19 protein-coding genes are annotated in these 18960 nt (G+C 69.8%); 8 read left to right on the forward strand and 11 right to left on the reverse strand.

The genetic code is table 11. The annotated features are described in order from the left end of the window. Positions 1–2 precede the first annotated feature (2 nt). From EL338_RS18655 to EL338_RS18680, 6 genes are read left to right on the forward strand one after another with little or no spacing between them, the layout of a single operon-like run. Entirely contained in the window at positions 3–1055 is a 1053-nt protein-coding gene (locus EL338_RS18655; RefSeq protein WP_235666202.1) for an MCE family protein, read from the forward strand. Further along, positions 1055–2164 (forward strand): MCE family protein, encoded by a 1110-nt coding sequence (locus EL338_RS18660; protein WP_235666548.1) that lies wholly within the window; start codon positions 1055–1057, stop codon positions 2162–2164. The genes EL338_RS18655 and EL338_RS18660 overlap by 1 nt, the downstream gene beginning before the upstream one ends. After that, on the forward strand, positions 2161–3309 hold the full coding sequence (locus tag EL338_RS18665) for an MlaD family protein (RefSeq protein WP_126335113.1): 1149 nt from the start codon (positions 2161–2163) through the stop codon (positions 3307–3309). Before EL338_RS18660 ends, EL338_RS18665 begins: the two co-directional genes overlap by 4 nt. After that, the gene (locus EL338_RS18670; protein WP_126335114.1) at positions 3306–4595 is read left to right on the forward strand and encodes an MlaD family protein; all 1290 of its coding nucleotides are present in this window, start codon (positions 3306–3308) and stop codon (positions 4593–4595) included. Before EL338_RS18665 ends, EL338_RS18670 begins: the two co-directional genes overlap by 4 nt. Before the next feature lie 13 nt (positions 4596–4608). Continuing rightward, positions 4609–5289, forward strand: a complete 681-nt coding sequence (locus EL338_RS18675; RefSeq protein ID WP_126335115.1) for a hypothetical protein — start codon at positions 4609–4611, stop codon at positions 5287–5289. A gap of 24 nt (positions 5290–5313) precedes the next feature. Then, positions 5314–6756: a carotenoid oxygenase family protein gene (locus tag EL338_RS18680; RefSeq protein WP_126335116.1), complete on the forward strand. Its 1443-nt coding sequence runs from the start codon at positions 5314–5316 to the stop codon at positions 6754–6756. Positions 6757–6763: 7 nt separating this feature from the next. On the opposite strand, the gene EL338_RS18685 is transcribed toward EL338_RS18680, so the two are convergent. After that, positions 6764–7486: a DUF3298 domain-containing protein gene (locus EL338_RS18685; protein WP_235666203.1), complete on the reverse strand. Its 723-nt coding sequence runs from the start codon at positions 7484–7486 to the stop codon at positions 6764–6766. 202 nt (positions 7487–7688) lie between these two features. On the opposite strand from EL338_RS18685, the gene EL338_RS18690 reads away from it, so the two are divergent. Continuing rightward, entirely contained in the window at positions 7689–8726 is a 1038-nt protein-coding gene (locus EL338_RS18690) for an LLM class F420-dependent oxidoreductase (protein WP_126335117.1), read from the forward strand. On the opposite strand, the gene EL338_RS18695 is transcribed toward EL338_RS18690, so the two are convergent. The 8 genes from EL338_RS18695 to adh all read right to left on the reverse strand — a co-directional run bounded on the left by EL338_RS18695 (position 8727) and on the right by adh (position 16897). Next, a complete protein-coding gene (locus EL338_RS18695) occupies positions 8727–10085 on the reverse strand; it encodes an ICP22 family protein (protein ID WP_126335118.1) in 1359 nt (452 codons plus the stop codon). A gap of 3 nt (positions 10086–10088) precedes the next feature. Beyond that, positions 10089–10367: a type VII secretion target gene (locus tag EL338_RS18700; RefSeq protein WP_235666204.1), complete on the reverse strand. Its 279-nt coding sequence runs from the start codon at positions 10365–10367 to the stop codon at positions 10089–10091. Between the two features lie 66 nt (positions 10368–10433). Further along, positions 10434–11771 (reverse strand): phosphoglucosamine mutase, encoded by a 1338-nt coding sequence (gene glmM / locus EL338_RS18705; RefSeq protein ID WP_126335120.1) that lies wholly within the window; start codon positions 11769–11771, stop codon positions 10434–10436. Between the two features lie 130 nt (positions 11772–11901). After that, complete coding sequence (gene rpsI, locus EL338_RS18710) at positions 11902–12405, reverse strand: 30S ribosomal protein S9 (protein WP_372940094.1); 504 nt, start codon at positions 12403–12405, stop codon at positions 11902–11904. An 11-nt stretch (positions 12406–12416) separates the two neighbouring features. Then, positions 12417–12860 carry a 50S ribosomal protein L13 gene (rplM, locus tag EL338_RS18715; protein WP_126335122.1) on the reverse strand — a complete coding sequence of 148 codons (444 nt, stop codon included), beginning with the start codon at positions 12858–12860 and terminating at the stop codon, positions 12417–12419. Between the two features lie 282 nt (positions 12861–13142). Beyond that, positions 13143–13919: an ethanolamine ammonia-lyase subunit EutC gene (gene eutC / locus EL338_RS18720; RefSeq protein ID WP_126335123.1), complete on the reverse strand. Its 777-nt coding sequence runs from the start codon at positions 13917–13919 to the stop codon at positions 13143–13145. Then, entirely contained in the window at positions 13916–15337 is a 1422-nt protein-coding gene (locus EL338_RS18725; protein WP_126335124.1) for an ethanolamine ammonia-lyase subunit EutB, read from the reverse strand. The genes eutC and EL338_RS18725 overlap by 4 nt, the downstream gene beginning before the upstream one ends. Positions 15338–15373: 36 nt before the next feature. Next, on the reverse strand, positions 15374–16897 hold the full coding sequence (gene adh / locus EL338_RS18730; protein WP_126335125.1) for an aldehyde dehydrogenase: 1524 nt from the start codon (positions 16895–16897) through the stop codon (positions 15374–15376). A 35-nt stretch (positions 16898–16932) separates the two neighbouring features. On the opposite strand from adh, the gene EL338_RS18735 reads away from it, so the two are divergent. Beyond that, positions 16933–17613, forward strand: a complete 681-nt coding sequence (locus EL338_RS18735; protein WP_308213121.1) for a TetR/AcrR family transcriptional regulator — start codon at positions 16933–16935, stop codon at positions 17611–17613. On the opposite strand, the gene EL338_RS18740 is transcribed toward EL338_RS18735, so the two are convergent. Both EL338_RS18740 and EL338_RS18745 read right to left on the reverse strand, forming a co-directional pair. Further along, the gene (locus EL338_RS18740; protein ID WP_126335126.1) at positions 17579–18502 is read right to left on the reverse strand and encodes an alpha/beta hydrolase; all 924 of its coding nucleotides are present in this window, start codon (positions 18500–18502) and stop codon (positions 17579–17581) included. The two genes, EL338_RS18735 and EL338_RS18740, sit on opposite strands and share 35 nt — an antisense overlap. Before the next feature lie 160 nt (positions 18503–18662). Then, the gene (locus EL338_RS18745; protein ID WP_126335127.1) at positions 18663–18959 is read right to left on the reverse strand and encodes a WXG100 family type VII secretion target; all 297 of its coding nucleotides are present in this window, start codon (positions 18957–18959) and stop codon (positions 18663–18665) included. Position 18960 lies beyond the last annotated feature (1 nt).

Consider the following 18960-nt stretch of genomic DNA (forward strand, 5'->3'; position numbering starts at 1 on the left):
ACGTGAAGCAGGTCAGCGAAACGCAACGGCGGCCAAGGGTTTTGGAGGACCTCAACAAGGCGTGGCTGGGCACCCTGGCGCTGGTGTCGTTGGTCGCCCTGGTGGTGGCGCTGACGGTGTTCAGCTCGCTGCACCTGGGCAAGCGCTCCTACACCGCCGAGTTCCTGCAGGCCGCCAGCCTGCGCCCGGGCGACGAGGTGAGCATCGCCGGCATCCCGGTCGGCACGGTCAGCGCCACCGACCTGACCGGCGACCGGGTGCTGGTGACCATGAAGCTCGACGGCGGGGTGCGGCTGGGTGATCGAACCCGGGCTGCCATCAAGCTGACCACCGTGCTGGGCTCCCGGTACGTGGAGTTGCGCCCGCAGGGCGAAGGCCACCTGGCCGACGACCGAATTCCGCTGGCCAACACCACGGTTCCCTACGACCTGCAGAAGCTGCTGACCGACTCGACCCTGACGTTCGAGGACGTGGACGCCGAGCGGTTCGCCGAGTCGATGGTGACGCTGTCGCAACAACTGCACGGCGTGCCGTCGGTGCTGCCGGAGGCGTTGGCCAACGTGGAGGACCTGGCCACGGTGATCGCCGACCGGCGGGATCAGATCGCGGAGTTGCTGCGCAGCACCGCCACGGTGGCCACGGTCCTCGGCGATCAGCAGGACGATCTGGCCGCGCTGATCACCCAGGGCCGGGAACTCACCGGCGAGATCGTCGCCCGCCGTGCCGCGGTGGAGCGACTGCTGGCCGCGGCCACCAACCTGATCACCACCGCCGACGAGGTCAGCGGCGCCGATCACGTCCATCTCGATCAGATGATGACCGACATGCGCGAGGTCACCGCGATGCTGGGCGACCACGATGCGTTGCTGCGCAACCTGTTCCAGATCATGCCGGTGGCCATGCGCAATGCGGCCAACGCCACCGGGACGGGCCCGTTCCTGGACTTCATGCTGCCCGGCGGGTTGATGGTCGATTCCTGGATGTGCGCCATCAGCGGCCGCGCCGAGCAGTGGAAGTGGCCCGAGCGCTACCAGTACTTCAAGGATTGCGAGTGATGCGCGTGCCCAGGAGAACCGTCGCGCTGGCGGCGCTGTTGACGGCGGTGGCGCTGGTGGTCGGCGGCGCCTACCTGTTGCGCCCGGGCAGCCCGCCGCCGACGCGGTTGTCCGCCCAGTTCGACAACGCCATCGGACTTTACGTCGGCAACGACGTGTCCGTGCTGGGCATGCCGGTAGGCCGGGTGACCTCGATCGACTCCCGCGGGGATCACGTCCTGGTCGGCATCGAGCTGACGGCCGGCACCAAGGTGCCCGCCGACGTCACGGCCGTCACGGTGGGCACGTCGATCCTCACCGACCGCCACATCGAGCTGACCCCGCCCTATACCGGCGGGGCGATGCTGCCCGACGGCGCGGTGCTGGACGCGGAGTCCACCCGCACCCCCGTCGAGTTCGACCGGGTGCTGAAGATGGTCGACAAACTCGGGACCGCCATGGGCGGCGACGGCCACGGCGGTGGCCCGGTGACCGATCTGATGACGGCCACCTCGGCGATCACCTCCACCAGCGGTCCGCAGATCAAGACGGCGCTGAGCAAGCTGTCCGAGGCGCTGCGGACCGGTGCGGACGGCGGGGCGGCCACCCGGGAGAACATCCAGACCATCATCACCAACCTGAGCAGCCTGATGGACGCCGCCGCCCGCAACGAGGGCCAGGTTCGCGAATTCGGCAGCTACGTCCGTCAACTCACCGACCTGCTGAACGAACAGGGCATCGGCCGGGGTAGCACCGGAGCGCGACTCAACAGCCTGCTCTCCCGGGTCAACGAGTTGCTCGACGACAACGGCGGGCACCTGCAGGCCACCCTGGGCAGCACCTCGCGGCTGGCCCGGGCGCTGGTCGACTACCGGCGCGAGCTCGCCGAGGTCTTCGACGTCGCGCCGCTGGCCATCGACAACGCCGCCGCGGCAATCGATTCCGAGAACGGGATGCTGCGCGTCGGGGCGCACTTCGACTCGGTGTTCTTCGACAGTTCGATGACCAAGGAGGTCTGCAACATCCTGGGCCTGCGCCAGCTGGGCTGCCGCACCGGATCGATCCGCGACCTCGGACCGGACTTCGGGGTCACCACCGTGCTCGAGGCGATGACGAGGTTGGGCGAATGACCGCGCGGCGAATGGGCAGGACCCACCGGATGATTGCGCCGATCCTGGCCGCGACCGTCGCGTCCGTCGTGGCCGGCTGCTCGGCCGGTGTCGAGCAGCTGCCGCTGCCCGCGCCCGGGCTCAGCGGGCCCACCTACGAACTGTCCGCCGAGTTCGCCAACGCGCTGAACCTGCCGGACCGGGCCAAGGTCCGGGTCGGGGGCGCCGACGTCGGCGAGGTCGTCGACATGACCGCCGAGGAGTACACCGCGGTGGTGCAGATGCGCATCCTCGACGGGGTGCGGCTGCCCGCGGGCACCACCGCCGAGCTGCGGTCGGCCACCCCGCTGGGCGATGTGTTCGTCGCGCTGACCCCGCCCGCCGAACTACCGGCCGCCGACACGGCCATGCTGGGTGACGGCGCGGTCATCCCGCTGGCGGCGACGGCCGCGGCGGCCACCGTCGAGCAGGTGCTGGCCACCACGTCGCTGATCGTCAACGGCGGCGTGATCCGCAACCTGACCCGGGTGCTCAACGGGGTCGGCAGCGCGCTGGGCTCCGACGGTCAGGGCCTGTCGAGCCTGATCCAGGAGTCTCGCGGATTGGTGTCGACGATGGCCGACCGCTCCGACGAGATCCGCGACATGCTCGAGCGGACCGCCGCGCTGGCCGACGATCTCAACAGTCGCCGCGGCACCATCAACGATCTGCTGGACTCCTCGGCGCCGGCGCTGCTGACCCTGGCCGACAACACCGCGGCCATCGTCGAATTGGTGAACCAGCTCGGCGCGGTGACCGATCAGCTGCAGAAGTTCCCGGCCATCCAGGGCACCGACACCCGCAGCTGGATCCGAGATCTGAACACGCTGTCGTCGGCGTTCAACGAGACCGCCACCGACCCGCGGGTCACGATGGCGAACATCATGCGGTTCCTGCCGGCGGCGCTGAAACTGTTCGGTTCCAACGCGGCGGCCGCGGATGTGGATCTGCAGCAGATCGCCATCGGTCACATCCCGGACATGAACCACGCGGCCGACCCCGGCTTCACCGGACCCAAATGGGAGAACTGGGACAACATGGTCGGTTCCATCCGGTTCGTGATCACCCAACTCGGCGACCGGGTGTGGGGACCGGACCGCGGCCGGATCTGGGGGCCGCCGCAATGAATCTGAGCGGGCTGTTCGAACCGGTTGCCGCCGCGGCGATCCGGGCGGTGCGCTTCGCCAGCTCGCGCCGGTTGCTGCTGTCCATCGTCGGGCAGCTGACCCTGGTGGCGGTCGGGGTCGCTTACCTGGCTTTCGGCGCGCTGCGGGTCAACCCGTTCGACACCCAGATGGCCGTCCAGGTGCAGTTGGACGAGTCCGGCGGGCTGCTGGCCAGCCAGGACGTCACGCTGCGCGGCATCCCGGTGGGCCGCGTGCAGTCCGTCGAGGTCACCGGCGACGGGGTGCTGGCCACCGCGCTGATCGACGGTGACGTCCGGATCCCGTTGGCCGACACCGCGGTTCGGGTGTCGGCCCTGTCCCCGGCGGGCGAACAGTATCTGGACTTCAGCCCGCGCGGCAGCGACGGGCCGTTCATCGAGGACGGCACGATCATCGGTCGGGACCGCACCGAGACGCCGGTCCCGCTGTGGCGCCTGCTCACGAACGTCGACGGGGTGCTGGCCCAGGCCGACCCCGCGCAGATCTCCGCGGTGATCGACGAACTCGGGGTCAGCGAGCAGGGCCCGGAGAAGCTGCGGGACCTGTTCAACGGTGCGCAAATGCTGTTGTCCACCCTCGACGGGGTGCTGCCGCAGACCATGACCTTGCTGCGCAGCAGCCGGACAGTGTTCCGGATCCTCGACGAGTCGTCGGCTGGTCTGCACGCGATGGCGGCGAATCTCGGTGGCACGCTGCAGGGCATCGGTGCCAAGGACGCCGGTATCCGACAGTTGCTCGACCAGACACCGCAAGTCCTGACGACGGTCGACAAGGTGATCGCCGACAACTCACCGACCATGGTGCAGTTGCTCGGGGATCTGACCACCGTCGCCGAGCTGTCCTATGTGCGGGTGCCGGCGCTGGACCGGATGTTCAACGACGAACGACCCCCGCTGCTCGACGGCATCCGTTCGCTCATGCACGACGGCGCCATCTGGGCGATCGCCGACATCTACCCGCGCCCGCTGTGCGACTATCCGCATCCGCGCGACGTGCCGTTCATCCCGAACTATCCCGAGCCCTACCTGTACACGTACTGCCAGAACGACGATCCGAACCTGCTGGTGCGCGGGGCGCGCAACGCTCCGCGGCCCCCCGGGGACGACACCGCTGTGCCGCCGGAGGGCCTGGACACCCTGCGGCGCGCCGACCCCACCCCGATCACCGACCACACCATCCGCACCCCCTACGGCGGCCCGGTTCTGCCGCCGGAGTCGCAGCCCATCCGGCAAGGTGGGCGGTACTGAGATGAGGAGCAGCATGCAAGGAACGACGACGAGGCCGGCGCCGCTTCCGGTGGCGCTGCGCGACGAGCTGCTCACCCACTCGATGCTCAAACGTGTCGGCGACCTGCCCGAGACGGTGTTCCTGCCGGTGCTGCGGTTGGTCAGCGACGACCGCGCCGCGGTCGAGGCGGGGTGGGCCGCGGTGGCCGCCTCGCGTCGGCGCCGCGGTCTGCTGGAGAGCCCCCGAAGCTCCTGGGAACGCCAGTACGGGCAGTTCGTCCGCGAATTGGAGTGGGTGGTGGGCGAATTGCTGCGGGATCTGCCGTTCGAGTCGGTCTCGGAGTTGGTCTCGGACGCGATCTCCGGGCGGCTGCGCCGCTGGCTGCGGTTCCTGCTGCCGGCGTTCAAGGCGGTCAAGATCGTGCCGCGGCGCTGGTATGCGCCCGTCATGGACCTGGGCGTGAGCATGTCGACGTTCCTGGTCGGGCCCATCCATCGGACCGGTACGGATCCCGACGGCACCCTGGTCTACGAGATCCCGGAGTGCGCCATGCATGTGGTGGCCAAAACCACTCCCACTCAGGACAATTCGTGCCTGATGGGCTGCAAGGCCGCCTGCGAGAAGGTTTTCCACGCCGAGGGTCCGATGCCGCTCGAGTTCGATCCGCACCTGCCCGGACTTTCCTGCACCCTGCGGGTTCGCAGGGCACACTGACCCCCAGAGGATTGGAGTTCCCCGATGAGCAGCGCCAGTGTTTCCGGCGGCGGCATCAAGGCTTACACCCCGCTCTACGACGAGTACGACTACCCCATCGAGAAGGTCAGCGGCGAGTTGCCCGCGGACCTGCGGGGCACGCTGTACCGCAACGGACCGGGCAAGATGGAGGCCGGCGGCACCAAGCTCGGCCACCTCTTCGACGGCGACGGCATGCTGTCGATGTTCTCGATGTCCGAGGGCGCCGTGCACTTCCGCAACCGGTTCATCCAGACCAAGCACTACCAGAAGTCGATCATCTCCGACGCCGCCCCCTACCGGGCGTTGGGGACGATGCGGCCCGGCGGCGTGCTGGCCAACGCGCTGCGGTTCCCGGCCAACGTCGCCAACACCGGCGTGGTGCTGCATGCCGGTAAGTTGCTCGCGCTGTGGGAGGGCGGCCGGCCCACCCGGGTGGACCCGGATACCTTGCGCACCAGGGGCGAGTACGACTTCGACGGCGAGCTGAAATGGCTCGGCGCCTTCTCCGCACATCCCAAGCGGGACTGGGACACCGGCGAGATGTTCAACTTCGGGATGGCGATGGCGCCGGTGCCGAAGCTGATCTGCTACCGGGTGGACCGGGCCGGGAAGATGAAGCGGCTGGGCAGCGTGCGACTGCCCGGGCCGATGTTCAACCACGACGTCGGCCTGACGAAGCGGTACATGGTGTTCGTCATCCCGCCGTTGGTGTTCCCGCTGAAGAAGTTCTTCGGGGCGGCGTTCGGATTGAACAACTACATCGACGCCATCGAGCACCACGCTTCGCTCGGCACGATGATCGCGCTGGTCCCCCGCGACGGCGGCAAGACCCGGATCATCCACACCGATCCGCTGCTGCACCTGCATCTGTCGAACTCCTACGACGACGGTGAGGATGTGGTGGTCGATCTGCTCAACTATCACGCGACCTGGGACCAGCTCAACGGTCAGCTGTCCGCCGTCGAGGATCTGCTGGAGACCTCGACGATGCCGTACGGCGGCGTGCCGACCCGGCTGCGCATCTCCCCGTCGGGATCCGTAGGCATCGAGGAGTTCTCCGATCGGCAGGGCGAATTCCCGATGTACAACATCAAATACATGGCCAGGCCCAACCGGTACACCTACCTCTCGGCCGGCCTCGACGGCAACGTCTATCCCAACGGCTTGGTCAAGATCGACAACGAGACCGAGAAGGAAACCGTCTACCGCTTTCCGGACGGTTTCCTCCCGCACGAGGTGGTGTTCGCCGAACGTCCGGGGGCCACCGCCGAAGATGACGGCTGGCTGCTGGGGCCGGTCCTCGACGGCAACGCGAATATCGCCAACCTGTCGGTGTTCGACGCCCGGGACATCGAGGCCGGGCCGGTCTACACCGGCACCCTGAACCACCATCTGCCGCTGACCTTCCACGGCTGCTACACACCGCGGGTGGGCCGGCCGCACTGATCGCCGGCTACCCGGCGATCGCCTGGAACTCCGGGGCGATGAGGTCCCGGAGTTCCGGCCACGGCACGGTGATCACCGCCACGCCGCGGCCGAACTGCCCGTCCGGAAAGTGCAGTTCGATGCCTTGACCGGTGGGGACCCAGTAGCGGTAGTTGGCGTCGACGGGCGCGATCTCGCTGCCGAACTGCCACCGCCCCGGATTCGACGGCGGCGCGTAGACGGTGGGCAGGATCTTGGCGGTCTGCTCGGACAGGCGGGCCAGCCCGGCCTTTTTGTCGACGAAGAGATTGTCCCAGTCGATCAGAATTCCGCTGCGGCAGTCGAATACCCTGGTCGCCACCGCATGAATTGGCATATTCGGCAGATCCGTGCCGTATTCACCGGTGAACACCGTCGAAATCGTGACCGGACGCTGCAATACCTTGCCGTCGACATCCAGGGTCCACGCGGTGGTCTTGCTCGCGCTCGGTTCGTAGGTCGCCACCTGCCCGCGGGCCTCGGCGTCGATGACCCCGTTGATCGCGTCCGCGATCGCGGGGTTCCCGCCCGCGACCCGTTGGTATCGAACTGTCCAGTGACCCAGTTGATCTGGACTGACCCCGGTGATGGTCTCGCCGACGGGGTGGAAGGCCTCGCAGGGCGCACCCGGGTCGCCGGTCGCGATCGCGGTCCCCGCGATCGCGGGGACCGCCCCCAGTGCGGTGACCGCGACGACAATTCGCAGTTTCATATTTCCACTCCCGCCCGACAGGTTCTGGAGAATTACCGTCGGTGAAATTCGTCGGCCACGCCGCCATTGTTGTGTTCACCGCTACGGTGTTCTATTCGCATTTCAATATAGCGGGGCCGCGCCATTTGCCGCACCGGTATCGTTGTTCGAGTACTAGGGGCCGCCTACTCCAACCAACTGGTTGGTGGTATAACTGAGGACCATGCGCACAGGCATCTTTCTGGGATATGCGGGCGGGTTTCGCGAGGCGGCCGAGCAGGTGGTCGAGTTCGAGAAGCTCGGCGTCGACATCGCGCTGGTGCCGGAGGCCTACTCCTTCGACGCCATCAGCCAGCTCGGCTACCTGGCCGCCAAGACCGAGACCATCGAGCTCGGCTCCGGCGTGGTGCCGATCTACACCCGCACGCCGTCGCTGCTGGCGATGAGCGCGGCCGGTGTCGACTACGTGTCCGACGGCCGGTTCCGGCTGGGCATCGGCACGTCCGGCCCGCAGGTGGTGGAGGGGTTCCACGGCGTGCCGTTCGACGCGCCGATGGGCCGCACCCGCGAGGTCGTGGAGATCTGCCGGCAGGTGTGGCGCCGCGAGAAGGTGACCTACGACGGGCGTCACTACCAGCTGCCGCTTCCCGCCGACCGCGGCACCGGCCTGGGTAAGCCGCTGCAGCTGATCAATCACCCTGTCCGCGAGCGGATTCCGATCACCATCGCCGCGCTGGGGCCGCAGAACGTCCAGCTGACCGCCGAGATCGCCGAGGGCTGGCAGCCCGTGTTCTACTCACCCGAGAAGGCCGACGAGGTCTGGGGCGACGCGCTGCGCGCGGGGTTCGCCAAGCGCGACCCCGCCCTGGGCGACCTCGACATCATGGTGTCGGCCAGCCTGGCCATCGGCGACGACGTCGAGGACCGATTGGCTTGGGCCAAGCCACAACTCGCGCTGTACCTCGGCGGCATGGGTGCGCGCGGCAAGAACTTCTACCACAGCCTGGCCACCCGCTACGGGTTCGGCGAGGCGGCCGACCGGATTCAGGACCTCTACCTCGCGGGCCGCAAGGAGGAGGCCGTCGCGGCCGTCCCCGACGACCTGGTGCGCAGCGTCTCGCTGGTCGGTCCCCGCGGGTACGTCAAGGAGCGGATCGCGGCGTTCGCCGAATCCGGTGTCACCACCCTGCTGGTCCATCCACTGGGCAACGAGCGCGAGTCGCTCGCCTATGTCGAGGAACTCGTCGCCCTGACCCGCTGATCACTCGCCGACCTGCGGTAGCTCGTCGGCGGCCATCTCGCACGGTGTCGCTTCCGGCGGCGGTGGCGGCGCGGGTGTCGCGCAGTCCGGTTCGGGCGTGGGCGGCGGGGTGATCTGTTCGGGCTCGTCCTCCACCAGTTCGGCTGCGGGGGAATCGGTTTCGGTGCGTTCGGACTGTCCGGGTTCGGCGGGTTCGTCTGCGGGCTCCGCGGGATCCAGCCCTTCGTCGGCTTCTTCTTCGGGCCCGTCGAGTTCCTCGGGGTCCTCCTCGGAGCCTTCCGCTGGTTCCTCGAGGTCTTCGGGGCCCTCCAGCCCCGCCGGATCGGGCTCATCGAGCGCCGGCGGTTCGAGGTCCGGCGGTGCGATATCGGGCACCGCGCCCGAGGGCTCCCCCGGCGCCGGGCCCACGACACCGTCGAACAGTCCGCCCAGCGCCTCGCCGAGGTTCGGCAGGCCCGCCCCCGGTGGGGACGCAGCGGGCATGGGCGCAGCGGGGCCGGGCGAGGCGGCTATGGGCGGCGGCGCAGCCTCGGCGACGGGTGAGACCGCCGCCGCGGGCGGCACCTCAGCAACGGGCGGCACCTCAGCAACGGACGGCGCCGCAGCGACCGGCGGTGCAGCGAGCACATCGGCCGGGACCGGGGCGGCCTGCGGGGCGGTCGTCACCGGTGTCGGGGCGGGCACCTGGACGGCCGGTGCGGGCCCGAGGTCGCCCGGCACCTCGAAGCGCGCGCCGGGCCAGGCGTCGAGTCGTTCGATCGCGTGGCGGTAGGCCTGCCGCGCGGCGTCGGCGGTGCTCCGCATGGCGCGCAGCCAGTCGCCGCCGATGGCCGTGTCCACGAACGGCGCCACCTGCTCGGCCACCACGGCCGCGGCCGCCTCGTCGGGTGCGCCGGACAACACGCTCCGCGATGCGGGCAGCCAGGTCGCGCGGTGGGCGCCGACCCGGTCGGCGATGGCCGTGGTCGCGGTGACCCTCGCGTCGACCGCGGCCCACAGCTCGTCGCGCAGATCGGCGCAGCCCTGCGTCGCCGACGTCAGCGCGTCGACGACGGCCATCGCCGAATCACAGTGCCGCCGAACGAAATCCGACGCGGCCCGGGCGCCGGGGCCGTCCCATGCGCGGGTCAGCGCCGCGAGCTGCGCGCGGGCCGACTCGAGCGCGTCGGCCGCGGAGCGGGCCGCGGCCTCCAGCGCCGCCCGGTCGGCGTCGAGCCGCTGCAGCTCGAGCCCACGCTCGCCGCCGTACCACGTCTCGAGGTCGTCGTAGGTGTGCGGGCGGGCCGCCGAGGCGTAGGTCTGCGCGTCGTCGAGCGCGGCCCGCCCGTCGGCCAGCCGCGCCGCCACGTCGTGGTCCACCGCTCAGCCCAGCCGCGCGGCGACGCCGCGATCGGAGTCGGTGTAGCGGTCCGCACCCGCGCGCAGACCCGCCGCGATCTCCGCGGCCGCGCGCGCCCACAGCGTCAGGTCGGTGCCCAGGCGGTCCAGCCCGCGCCGCACCGCGTCCCCGTCGCCGCCGTGGTCGCGGCCGGCGACCGCCGCCCCGAAGCTCAGCGGCACCCGGGCGGCGCGCGCCACGGTCTCGGCGATCCGCTCGAAGTTCCCGGCCACCGCCCGCAATTCGGCGGCATCGACTCGCACCCCATCTCGTCCCATGCCTACTCAGACGGTGCCGGGACGGCATCGGTTCCGTGGGGGAAGAAAAATCTACTGCTGTCGGCTGACGGATTCGGCGACCCGGCCGGCCACCAGGCGCGCGGTGTCCTCGTCGGCGGCCTCCACCATGACCCGCACCAGCTGTTCGGTTCCGGAGGGCCGCAGCAGGATTCGGCCGGTGTCGCCCAGCTCGGCCTCGGCCTCGAGCACCGCGGTCTGCACGGCCGGGGCCTGCACCGCGGTGGTCTTGTCGGCGACCGCGACGTTGATCAGCACCTGCGGCAACGACCGCATGCCGGCCGCGAGTTCGGCCAGCGTCGACCCGGTCTGGGCCATCCGGGACATCAGCCGCAGGCCCGTGACCACGCCGTCGCCGGTGGTGCCGAAGGCCGGCAGGACGATGTGCCCGGACTGTTCGCCGCCGAGGGTGAACTCTCCGGCGCGCAACTCCTCGAGCACGTAGCGGTCCCCAACGGCGGTGGTGCGCACCGTGATTCCGGCCTCGCGCATGGCCAGGTGCAGCCCGAGATTGCTCATCACGGTGGCGACCAGCGTGTTGGAGGCCAGTTCGTCGGCCTCCCGCATCGCCAGGGCCATGATCACCATGATGGCGTCGCCGTCGATGACCGCGCCGGTCGCGTCGACGGCCAGGCAGCGGTCGGCGTCGCCGTCGTGCGCCAAGCCCAGGTCGGCGCCGTGCGCGAGCACCGCGGACCGGACCTCGTCGAGGTGGGTGGAACCGCAGTTGTCGTTGATGTTGAGCCCGTCGGGCTCGGCGTTGATGGCCACCACGGTGGCGCCGGCGGCCCGGTAGGCCTGCGGGGCGGCCTCGAAGGCGGCACCGTGCGCGCAGTCGACCACGACCGTCAGGCCGTCGAGGCGGGTGGTGGCGGCCTTGCCGACGTGGCGCAGGTAGCGCTCCAGGGCGTCCTCGGCGGGGACCACACGGCCGATGTCGGCGCCCACCGGGCGCTCACCGGGACCCGCGGCGACGAGTTCGGCGATGCGGTCCTCGGTGGCATCGTCGAGTTTGTGGCCGCCGGGGCCGAAGATCTTGATGCCGTTGTCCGGCATGGGATTGTGCGAGGCGGAGATCATCACGCCGAAGTCGGCGTCATAGGCGCCGGTCAGATAGGCAATCGCCGGGGTGGGCAACACACCGACCCGAAGGGCGTCGACACCTTCGCTGGTCAGTCCGGCCACGACCGCGGCCTCGAGCATTTCGCCGCTGGCGCGTGGGTCGCGCCCGACCACCGCGACCCGGCGACGCGCCGGGCCGGTGCGCGCGAGGCGGCGAGCGGCGGCCGACCCGAGCGCGAGGGCCAGTTCCGGAGTCAGCTCGCGGTTGGCCAGGCCGCGAACGCCGTCGGTGCCGAACAGGCGACCCATACAGACAAACCTCCCGGTTTGATGGTCGGTTTCCACTTTCCGGCGCGAGCGTGCGCGTCCGCGGTGCGACACGCGACCGCAACAGCGGAACGACGCACGCTCGCGACCAGAAAGTGACCTGCTCGCAGTATCAGCGCTTGCTGTACTGAGGAGCCTTACGGGCCTTCTTGAGGCCGTACTTCTTGCGCTCGATGGCACGCGGGTCGCGGGTGAGGAAGCCGGCCTTCTTCAGCGCGGGACGATCCTCGGGCGACACCAGGATGAGCGCCCGGGCCAGGGCCAGACGCAGCGCGCCGGCCTGTCCCGAGGGTCCGCCACCGTCGAGGTGGGCGTAGACGTCGAAGCTCTCCAGCCGATCGACGGTCACCAGCGGGGCCTTGATCAGCTGCTGGTGCACCTTGTTCGGGAAGTAGTCCTCCAGCGTGCGGCCGTCCAGGATGAACTTGCCGGTGCCGGGCACCAGACGCACCCGGACCACGGCCTGCTTGCGGCGGCCGACGGTCTGGATCGGGCGGTCGATGTAGACGGGCTCGCGCGGGGCGGACTCGTCGGTGGCGACCGTCTCGTAGGTCTCGGTGGTCTCCACGACCTCGGCGGCGGGGGCCTCGGTGGTTTCGGTGACTTCTTCGGTCACGTCGGTCTCGCTCACTGGCTCACCTGCTTGATCTCGTATGCGATCGGCTGCTGCGCGGCGTGCGGATGATCCGGGCCCGCGTAGACCTTCAGCTTCTTCTGGATCTGGCGACCCAGCTTGGTGTGGGGCAGCATGCCGAGGATGGCGTTCTCGACCACGCGGGTCGGGTGCTTGTCCATCAGCTCGCCGATGCTGCGCTTGCGCAGGCCGCCGGGATAACCCGAGTGCCGGTAAGCGAACTTCTTCTGCAGCTTGTCGCCGCTGATGGCGACCTTGTCGGCGTTGATGACGATGACGAAGTCACCGCCGTCGACATTGGGGGTGAACGTCGGCTTGTGCTTGCCGCGCAACAGGGTGGCTGCTGCAACGGCAAGGCGGCCGAGCACCACATCCGTGGCGTCGATGACGTACCACTGACGCGTGGTGTCACCCGCCTTGGGCGTGTACGTAGGCACAGCGCTTACCTCTCGGTTATCCGGGCGGGGAGCCCGGAGAATGGATCCCGGAATGGACCGGGTGCCGGTCAATGTGCAAACTCATGAATTCCGGCGACCGACATTGACCCGGGTTCTGCGCCCCACCGGGGCGGTTGCACACCAACGGAGGAGCTTACCGGCCGACGTCCGTGCAGGTCAAAATGCCCCCGACCGGGTCGCCTCCGTCGAAAATGCCCTGCGGGCTGCGGGGCGGGCCCGAGCACAGCCGTGACGATGGTCTCGGCGCCGGGCGCGCCGAGCTCACCCGAGCAGTTCCGGGCCCGCCGCGCCAGGGTCCAGCGCCATCCGCGAGGTGTCCTTGACGTCGACCCCGGAGCGGCCCAGCGCCAGCACGCCGGTCAGCAGGCCTGCGGTGATCCGGGCGGCGTCGGCGTATCCCAGCCCGTCCGGCGGGTGGATGTTGGAGACGCAGTTGCGGTCGGCGTCGGTGCGGCCGGGCCGCGGCCGATGGGTCAGGTAGATGCCCAGGCTGTCGGCGAAGCTCAGGCCGGGGCGTTCGCCGATGATGACGAGCACGGTCCGGAACCCGGCGCGCTCGCCGATGTGGTCGCCGAGCGCGACCCGCGCCTGGGTGGCGATCACCGGCGGCGCCAGCGTGTACCGCGACCCCAGCTGGTCGGTCAGGGCGCTCAGCAGCGGCGCGCCGTGCCGGGCCAGCGCCAGCGGCGACAACCCGTCGGCGAGCACCACGCCGATGTCGTGATCGCCGGTCGACACCGACGTCGACTCCGCGGGCAGCCGGCCCAGGTCGGGCCGGCGCAGGTACTCCGCGCGCGAGGCGGCCTGGCTGGCCACCACCGTGGGCTCGCCCAGACCGCAGCCGCGCACATCGGCGATCAGGCGCTCGACGTCCAGCGGCTCGTGGACCGCGTCGCGGGCCGCGGCATGCGCGGTGGACAGCTCCAGCACCGCGTGGGTGGACAACGCGGTGCCCGCCCGGCCCAGGCCGATCCGCGCCCGGGTGGTCTTGCGCAGTTCGTCCCAGAACTCCTGGACGGCAACGTCTTCGGTGCTCATGCCGGCTCCGCTCCGGGGGCGGCCAGCGCGCGCAGCGGCGAGCGGCGCGTGTCAAACGGGGTCAGGCGACCCGCGTCGTCGATCATGCCCACGGTCTGCAGCCACGCCTCGAACTCCGGTGCCGGCCGCAGGCCCAGGGTGCGCCGCGTCGTCAGCGCGTCGTGGAACGACAGGCTCTGATAGCCCAGCATCACGTCGTCGGCGCCGGGCACCGTGATCACGAACGCCACCCCCGCCGCGGCGAGCAGCGTCAGCAGCGTGTCCATGTCGTTCTGGTCGGCCTCGGCATGGTTGGTGTAGCAGACGTCCACCCCCATCGGCAGGCCCAGCAGCTTGCCGCAGAAATGATCCTCGAGTCCCGCGCGGATGATCTGCTTGCCGTCGTAGAGGTACTCCGGGCCGATGAAGCCGACCACCGTGTTGATCAGCAGCGGTTCCAGGTCGCGGGCCACCGCGTACGCGCGGGCCTCCAGGGTCTGCTGATCCACCGGCTTGCCGCCCACCCCCAGGTGCGCACCGGAACTCAGCGCCGAACCCTGCCCGGTCTCCAGGTACATCACGTTGTCGCCGACGGTCCCGCGCCGCAGCGACCGCGCCGCCGCGTTGCCCTCGCGCAGCAGCGCCAGATCCACCCCGAAGGCCTTGTTGGCCCCCTCGGTGCCCGCGATGGACTGGAACACCAGGTCGACGGGTGCGCCCTCTTCGATCAGGCCGATGGTCGTCGTGATGTGCGACAGCACGCAGGACTGCACCGGGATGTCGTAGCGCTCCCGGATGGTGTCGAGCACGTGCAGCAGATCGCGGGTGGCGTGCGGGGAGTCGGTGGCCGGGTTGATCCCGATGACGGCGTCGCCGCAGCCCAGCAGCAGACCGTCGAGTACCGCCGCGGCGATGCCCCGCGGGTCGTCGGTCGGATGGTTGGGCTGCAGGCGGGTCGCCATGGTCCCGGGGACGCCGATGGTGCTGCGGAACGCCGCGGACACCTGCAACCCCGCCGACACCGCGATCAGGTCCTGATTGCGCATCAGCTTCGAGGTCGCCGCCACCATCTCCGGGGTCAGCCCGGGCACCACCGCCGCGATCCGCTGCGCGCCGTCGTCCCCGGAGATGTTCTCCAGCAACCAATCCCGGAATCCGCCGACGGTCAGGTGCGAGATCGCCGAGAACGCCTCCCGGTCGTGGCCGTCGATGATGAGCCGGGTGACCTCGTCGGTCTCGTAGGGCACCACGACGTCGTTGAGAAAGGTGTCCAGCGGCAGATCGGCCAGCACCCAGGCGGCGGCCGCCCGCTCGGCGTCGTGTTCGGCCGCGCACCCGGCGAGCTGATCGCCGGAGCGCAGCGGAGTGGCCTTGGCCAGCACCTCGACCAGGCCGTCGAACGTGTAGTTGACCCCCGCGACCTGTTGGTGGAACCTCACGTGACGTTCTCCTTGTCGCGTTGCGTCACGGGCCGGTCAGAAGAAGCCCTGGGCCTTTTCGCTGTAGCTGACCAGCAGGTTCTTGGTCTGCTGGTAGTGGTCGAGCATCATCGCGTGGTTCTCCCGGCCGATGCCGGACTGCTTGTACCCGCCGAACGCCGCGTGCGCGGGGTACTGGTGGTAGCAGTTGGTCCACACCCGGCCGGCCTTGATGTCACGGCCGGCGCGGTAGGCGGTGTTGCCGTTGCGGCTCCACACCCCGGCACCCAGGCCGTAGAGGGTGTCGTTGGCGATGTTGATGGCCTCGTCGTAATCGGAGAACGACGTCACCGCGACGACGGGACCGAAGATCTCCTCCTGGAAGATCCGCATCTTGTTGTTGCCGGTGAAGATCGTCGGCGCCACGTAGTAGCCGCCGTTGAGCTTGCCGCCGAGTTCGGCGCGTTCGCCGCCGGTGAGCACCGTCGCACCCTCGCTCTTGCCGATCTCGATGTACGACAGGATCTTCTCCAGCTGATCGTTGGAGGCCTGCGCCCCGATCATCGTCTCGGTGTCCAGCGGGTCGCCCTGGCGCACGGCCTTGGTGCGCACGGCGGCCAAGGCCAGGAAGTCGTCGTAGATGTCGGACTGGATCAGCGAGCGCGACGGGCAGGTGCACACCTCGCCCTGGTTGAGGGCGAACATGGTGAAGCCCTCGAGCGCCTTGTCCTGGTAGTCGTCGTTGGCAGCCAGCACGTCGTTGAAGAAGATGTTGGGGCTCTTGCCGCCCAGTTCCAGCGTCACCGGGATCAGGTTCTGGCTGGCGTACTGCATGATCAGCCGGCCGGTGGTGGTCTCGCCGGTGAACGCGATCTTGGCGCTCCGCGGGCTCGACGCCAGCGGTTTGCCGGCCTCCACCCCGAATCCGTTGACGACGTTGACGACACCGGCGGGCAGCAGGTCACCGATCAGCGACATCAGGTACAGGATCGAGGCCGGGGTCTGCTCGGCGGGCTTGAGCACGATCGCGTTGCCCGCGGCCAGCGCCGGGGCCAGCTTCCACACGGCCATCAGGATCGGGAAGTTCCACGGGATGATCTGCCCGACCACCCCGAGCGGCTCGTGGAAGTGGTAGGCGACGGTGTCGTCGTCGATCTGCGACAGCGCCCCCTCCTGCGCCCGGATCGCGCCGGCGAAGTACCGGAAGTGGTCGACCGCCAGCGGGATGTCGGCGTTCAGCGTCTCCCGGACCGGCTTGCCGTTGTCCCAGGACTCGGCGACGGCGATGGAATCGAGGTTCTCCTCGATGCGATCGGCGATCTTGTTGAGGATCAGGGCGCGCTCGGCCGGTGAGGTCTTGCCCCAGGCCGGGGCCGCGGCGTGGGCGGCGTCGAGGGCCTTGTCGATGTCGGCCTCATCCGAGCGGGCCACCTCGCAGAACACCGCGCCGGTGACCGGGGTGGGATTCTCGAAGTACCGTCCCGCCGTCGGCGCCACCCACTGGCCGCCGATGTAGTTGTCGTAGCGGGCCTCGAACGACATCACCGCGCCCTCGGCGCCCGGGTGTGCGTACACGGTCATGGTCAACCTCCTGGTCGGCGAGTTCGGCACGGGTCGTGACGGTTGAGTCCAGCCTGTCGGAACTCTTGGCCGCCCGCAACGCACTTGGTCAACACCGCGGCCTGGGCGACAATGGCGTCATCGTTACGTCACGCCGAAAACCCCGCCAGGAGCGCTCCCGGGAAACCCTCGACCTACTGATCGAGGCGGCGGCCCAGGTGTTCTCGCGGGAGGGCATCGCGGCCACCACCAACCGCATCGCCGAGCGCGCCGGGGTCTCGGTGGGCACGCTGTATCAGTACTTTCCCGACAAGCACGCGCTGCTACGCGCAGTGGCCGGCCGGCATCTGCACACCGCCGAGCAGCGGCTGACGGAGGTCTTCGACCGACTGCGCCGCGAGGAACCGCCGTTCGACGACGCCATGACCGAGGTGCTGGAGTTGGTGGTGCAGTTGCACAGCGACCGGCCGCGGTTGCACGCGCTGCTGCATCGGGTCGCGACCGCCGCCGGGGACGTCGACGAACTGGTGGGCTTCGAGGACCGGATCGTCGCCGAGGTGGCCTTCCACCTCGAGCGGTGCGACCGCGGCGGCGGGGATCCCGAGTTGACCGCGCGGACCATCGTGCACGCCGTCGACGCGCAGGTGCACCGGGTGCTGCCCCGGCACGGCTACGGCCCGGATGCCACCGCGCAGCTGCGGCTCATCTTCGATCGGCTTGCTCCGCCACCGCCGTGAGGGTGTCGCGGACGGTCTGTTCGAGTTGGGTCAGTCCGGGTTCCTCGATCGGGTAGTGCCCGCAGTTGTCCAGCAGGACCGTGCGGGTGGGCGCCGAGATCCGTTGCAGGAAGGCGATACTGCGCTGCGGTGGGGTCCAGGCGTCCGCGGCCGGATGCACCAGCGTGACCGGCGCCCCGCGGTACTGCTCGGGAGCCGTGTGCGGGTAGTTCACCCAGCTCGACAGGAACCCCAGCGGCACCTTGGCGCCCCCGCCGCGTCGGTCGTCGGCGCACAGCTTCGCCAGCGCGGGGTTGTTGCTCATCGCGGACATATCGGCGATCCAGCGGATCGGGACACGCACGGAACCCAGTGCGGCCCCGGCGATTCGCAGCGCCGCGGCGCTCAGGCGACCGCTGACCTTCCAGCGCGAGGCCGCCGACAGCGCGGCCGGGTCGGACATGTCGAGCAGGCATGTCGCCAGCACCGCCGCGACGTCGCCGGTGCGGGCCGCGGCCTCGTAGGCCAGCATCCCGCCCATGCTCGCGCCGAACAACACCAGTGGCCGGTCGTCGCGGCGATGCTCCTCGGTCACGATGTCGCAGAGCAGGTCGACCCAGTCGCCGTAGCGCACCGCCCCCGGGTTGGGTTCCTCGGTGTACCCGTAGAGCGGCATGTCCGGCGAGAGCACCTCGACGCCCTGCTCGGCGACCAACCGAGCCAGCGGCCACAGCGCGCCGGAATACCCGCCGCCGCCGTGCACCACGATCATCCGGATCGGGGCCGTCGGGTCGAGCGCGCGGGCGATGTGGACCCGGCGGCCTCGCCACGGCAACCACGTCGACTCGGGCGGCACCGTGGCGTGGTGACGGGCGGCGGGCAGGAACGCGGCGTACTGGTCGATGTCCATACCTCGATCGTGGGCCCACGGACCGCGGCTGACAACTCGCGTTCTTGCGGCTTGTTTGCGCAGTTCAGCGGTGGTGCCGCGGCACTGTGTTCAGGTTTGTGGCCGCGGGGCCCCGCCGGGCTCTCCTCCCGACGGGGCCGCGCAGCGGATCGTGGCGGCGCTACCGGAACCAGGTGTTGGCCGCGTGCCGGTCGGTCTCGGCGAGGTCGTCCGCGCCCGCACCGACGGCCTGACCGAGCCGCACCAGCATGTCGTTGAGCGCGAGCGCGGACTGCTGCCACCGCAACTGCTCGCCGCGGTAGGCGGTCGCGGCCTCGCGCGTCCAGAGTTCCTGCAGCGGCGCGATCTGCGCCCGCAGATCGTCGAGCAGGGTGTTCAACCGGGCCGAGGTGGTCTGGATCTCCTGGCGCACCAGGGTCTCGATCTCGCCGAACTGATAGGACAGCATGGGATCCATG

Origin of the sequence: Mycolicibacterium chitae, from assembly GCF_900637205.1 — a bacterium.
GTDB lineage: Bacteria > Actinomycetota > Actinomycetes > Mycobacteriales > Mycobacteriaceae > Mycobacterium > Mycobacterium chitae.

What these genes read in the sequence shown, in the direction of transcription:
- EL338_RS18690 (WP_126335117.1), top strand. Translation starts at nt 7,689, where the DNA reads ATGCGCACAGGCATCTTTCTGGGATATGCGGGCGGGTTTCGCGAGGCG.
- EL338_RS18685 (WP_235666203.1), bottom strand. Translation starts at nt 7,486, where the DNA reads ATGAAACTGCGAATTGTCGTCGCGGTCACCGCACTGGGGGCGGTCCCC.
- EL338_RS18675 (WP_126335115.1), top strand. Translation starts at nt 4,609, where the DNA reads ATGCAAGGAACGACGACGAGGCCGGCGCCGCTTCCGGTGGCGCTGCGC.
- glmM (WP_126335120.1), bottom strand. Translation starts at nt 11,771, where the DNA reads ATGGGTCGCCTGTTCGGCACCGACGGCGTTCGCGGCCTGGCCAACCGC.
- adh (WP_126335125.1), bottom strand. Translation starts at nt 16,897, where the DNA reads ATGACCGTGTACGCACACCCGGGCGCCGAGGGCGCGGTGATGTCGTTC.
- EL338_RS18670 (WP_126335114.1), top strand. Translation starts at nt 3,306, where the DNA reads ATGAATCTGAGCGGGCTGTTCGAACCGGTTGCCGCCGCGGCGATCCGG.
- EL338_RS18740 (WP_126335126.1), bottom strand. Translation starts at nt 18,502, where the DNA reads ATGGACATCGACCAGTACGCCGCGTTCCTGCCCGCCGCCCGTCACCAC.
- EL338_RS18745 (WP_126335127.1), bottom strand. Translation starts at nt 18,959, where the DNA reads ATGGATCCCATGCTGTCCTATCAGTTCGGCGAGATCGAGACCCTGGTG.
- EL338_RS18660 (WP_235666548.1), top strand. Translation starts at nt 1,055, where the DNA reads ATGCGCGTGCCCAGGAGAACCGTCGCGCTGGCGGCGCTGTTGACGGCG.
- EL338_RS18665 (WP_126335113.1), top strand. Translation starts at nt 2,161, where the DNA reads ATGACCGCGCGGCGAATGGGCAGGACCCACCGGATGATTGCGCCGATC.
- eutC (WP_126335123.1), bottom strand. Translation starts at nt 13,919, where the DNA reads ATGAGCACCGAAGACGTTGCCGTCCAGGAGTTCTGGGACGAACTGCGC.
- EL338_RS18680 (WP_126335116.1), top strand. Translation starts at nt 5,314, where the DNA reads ATGAGCAGCGCCAGTGTTTCCGGCGGCGGCATCAAGGCTTACACCCCG.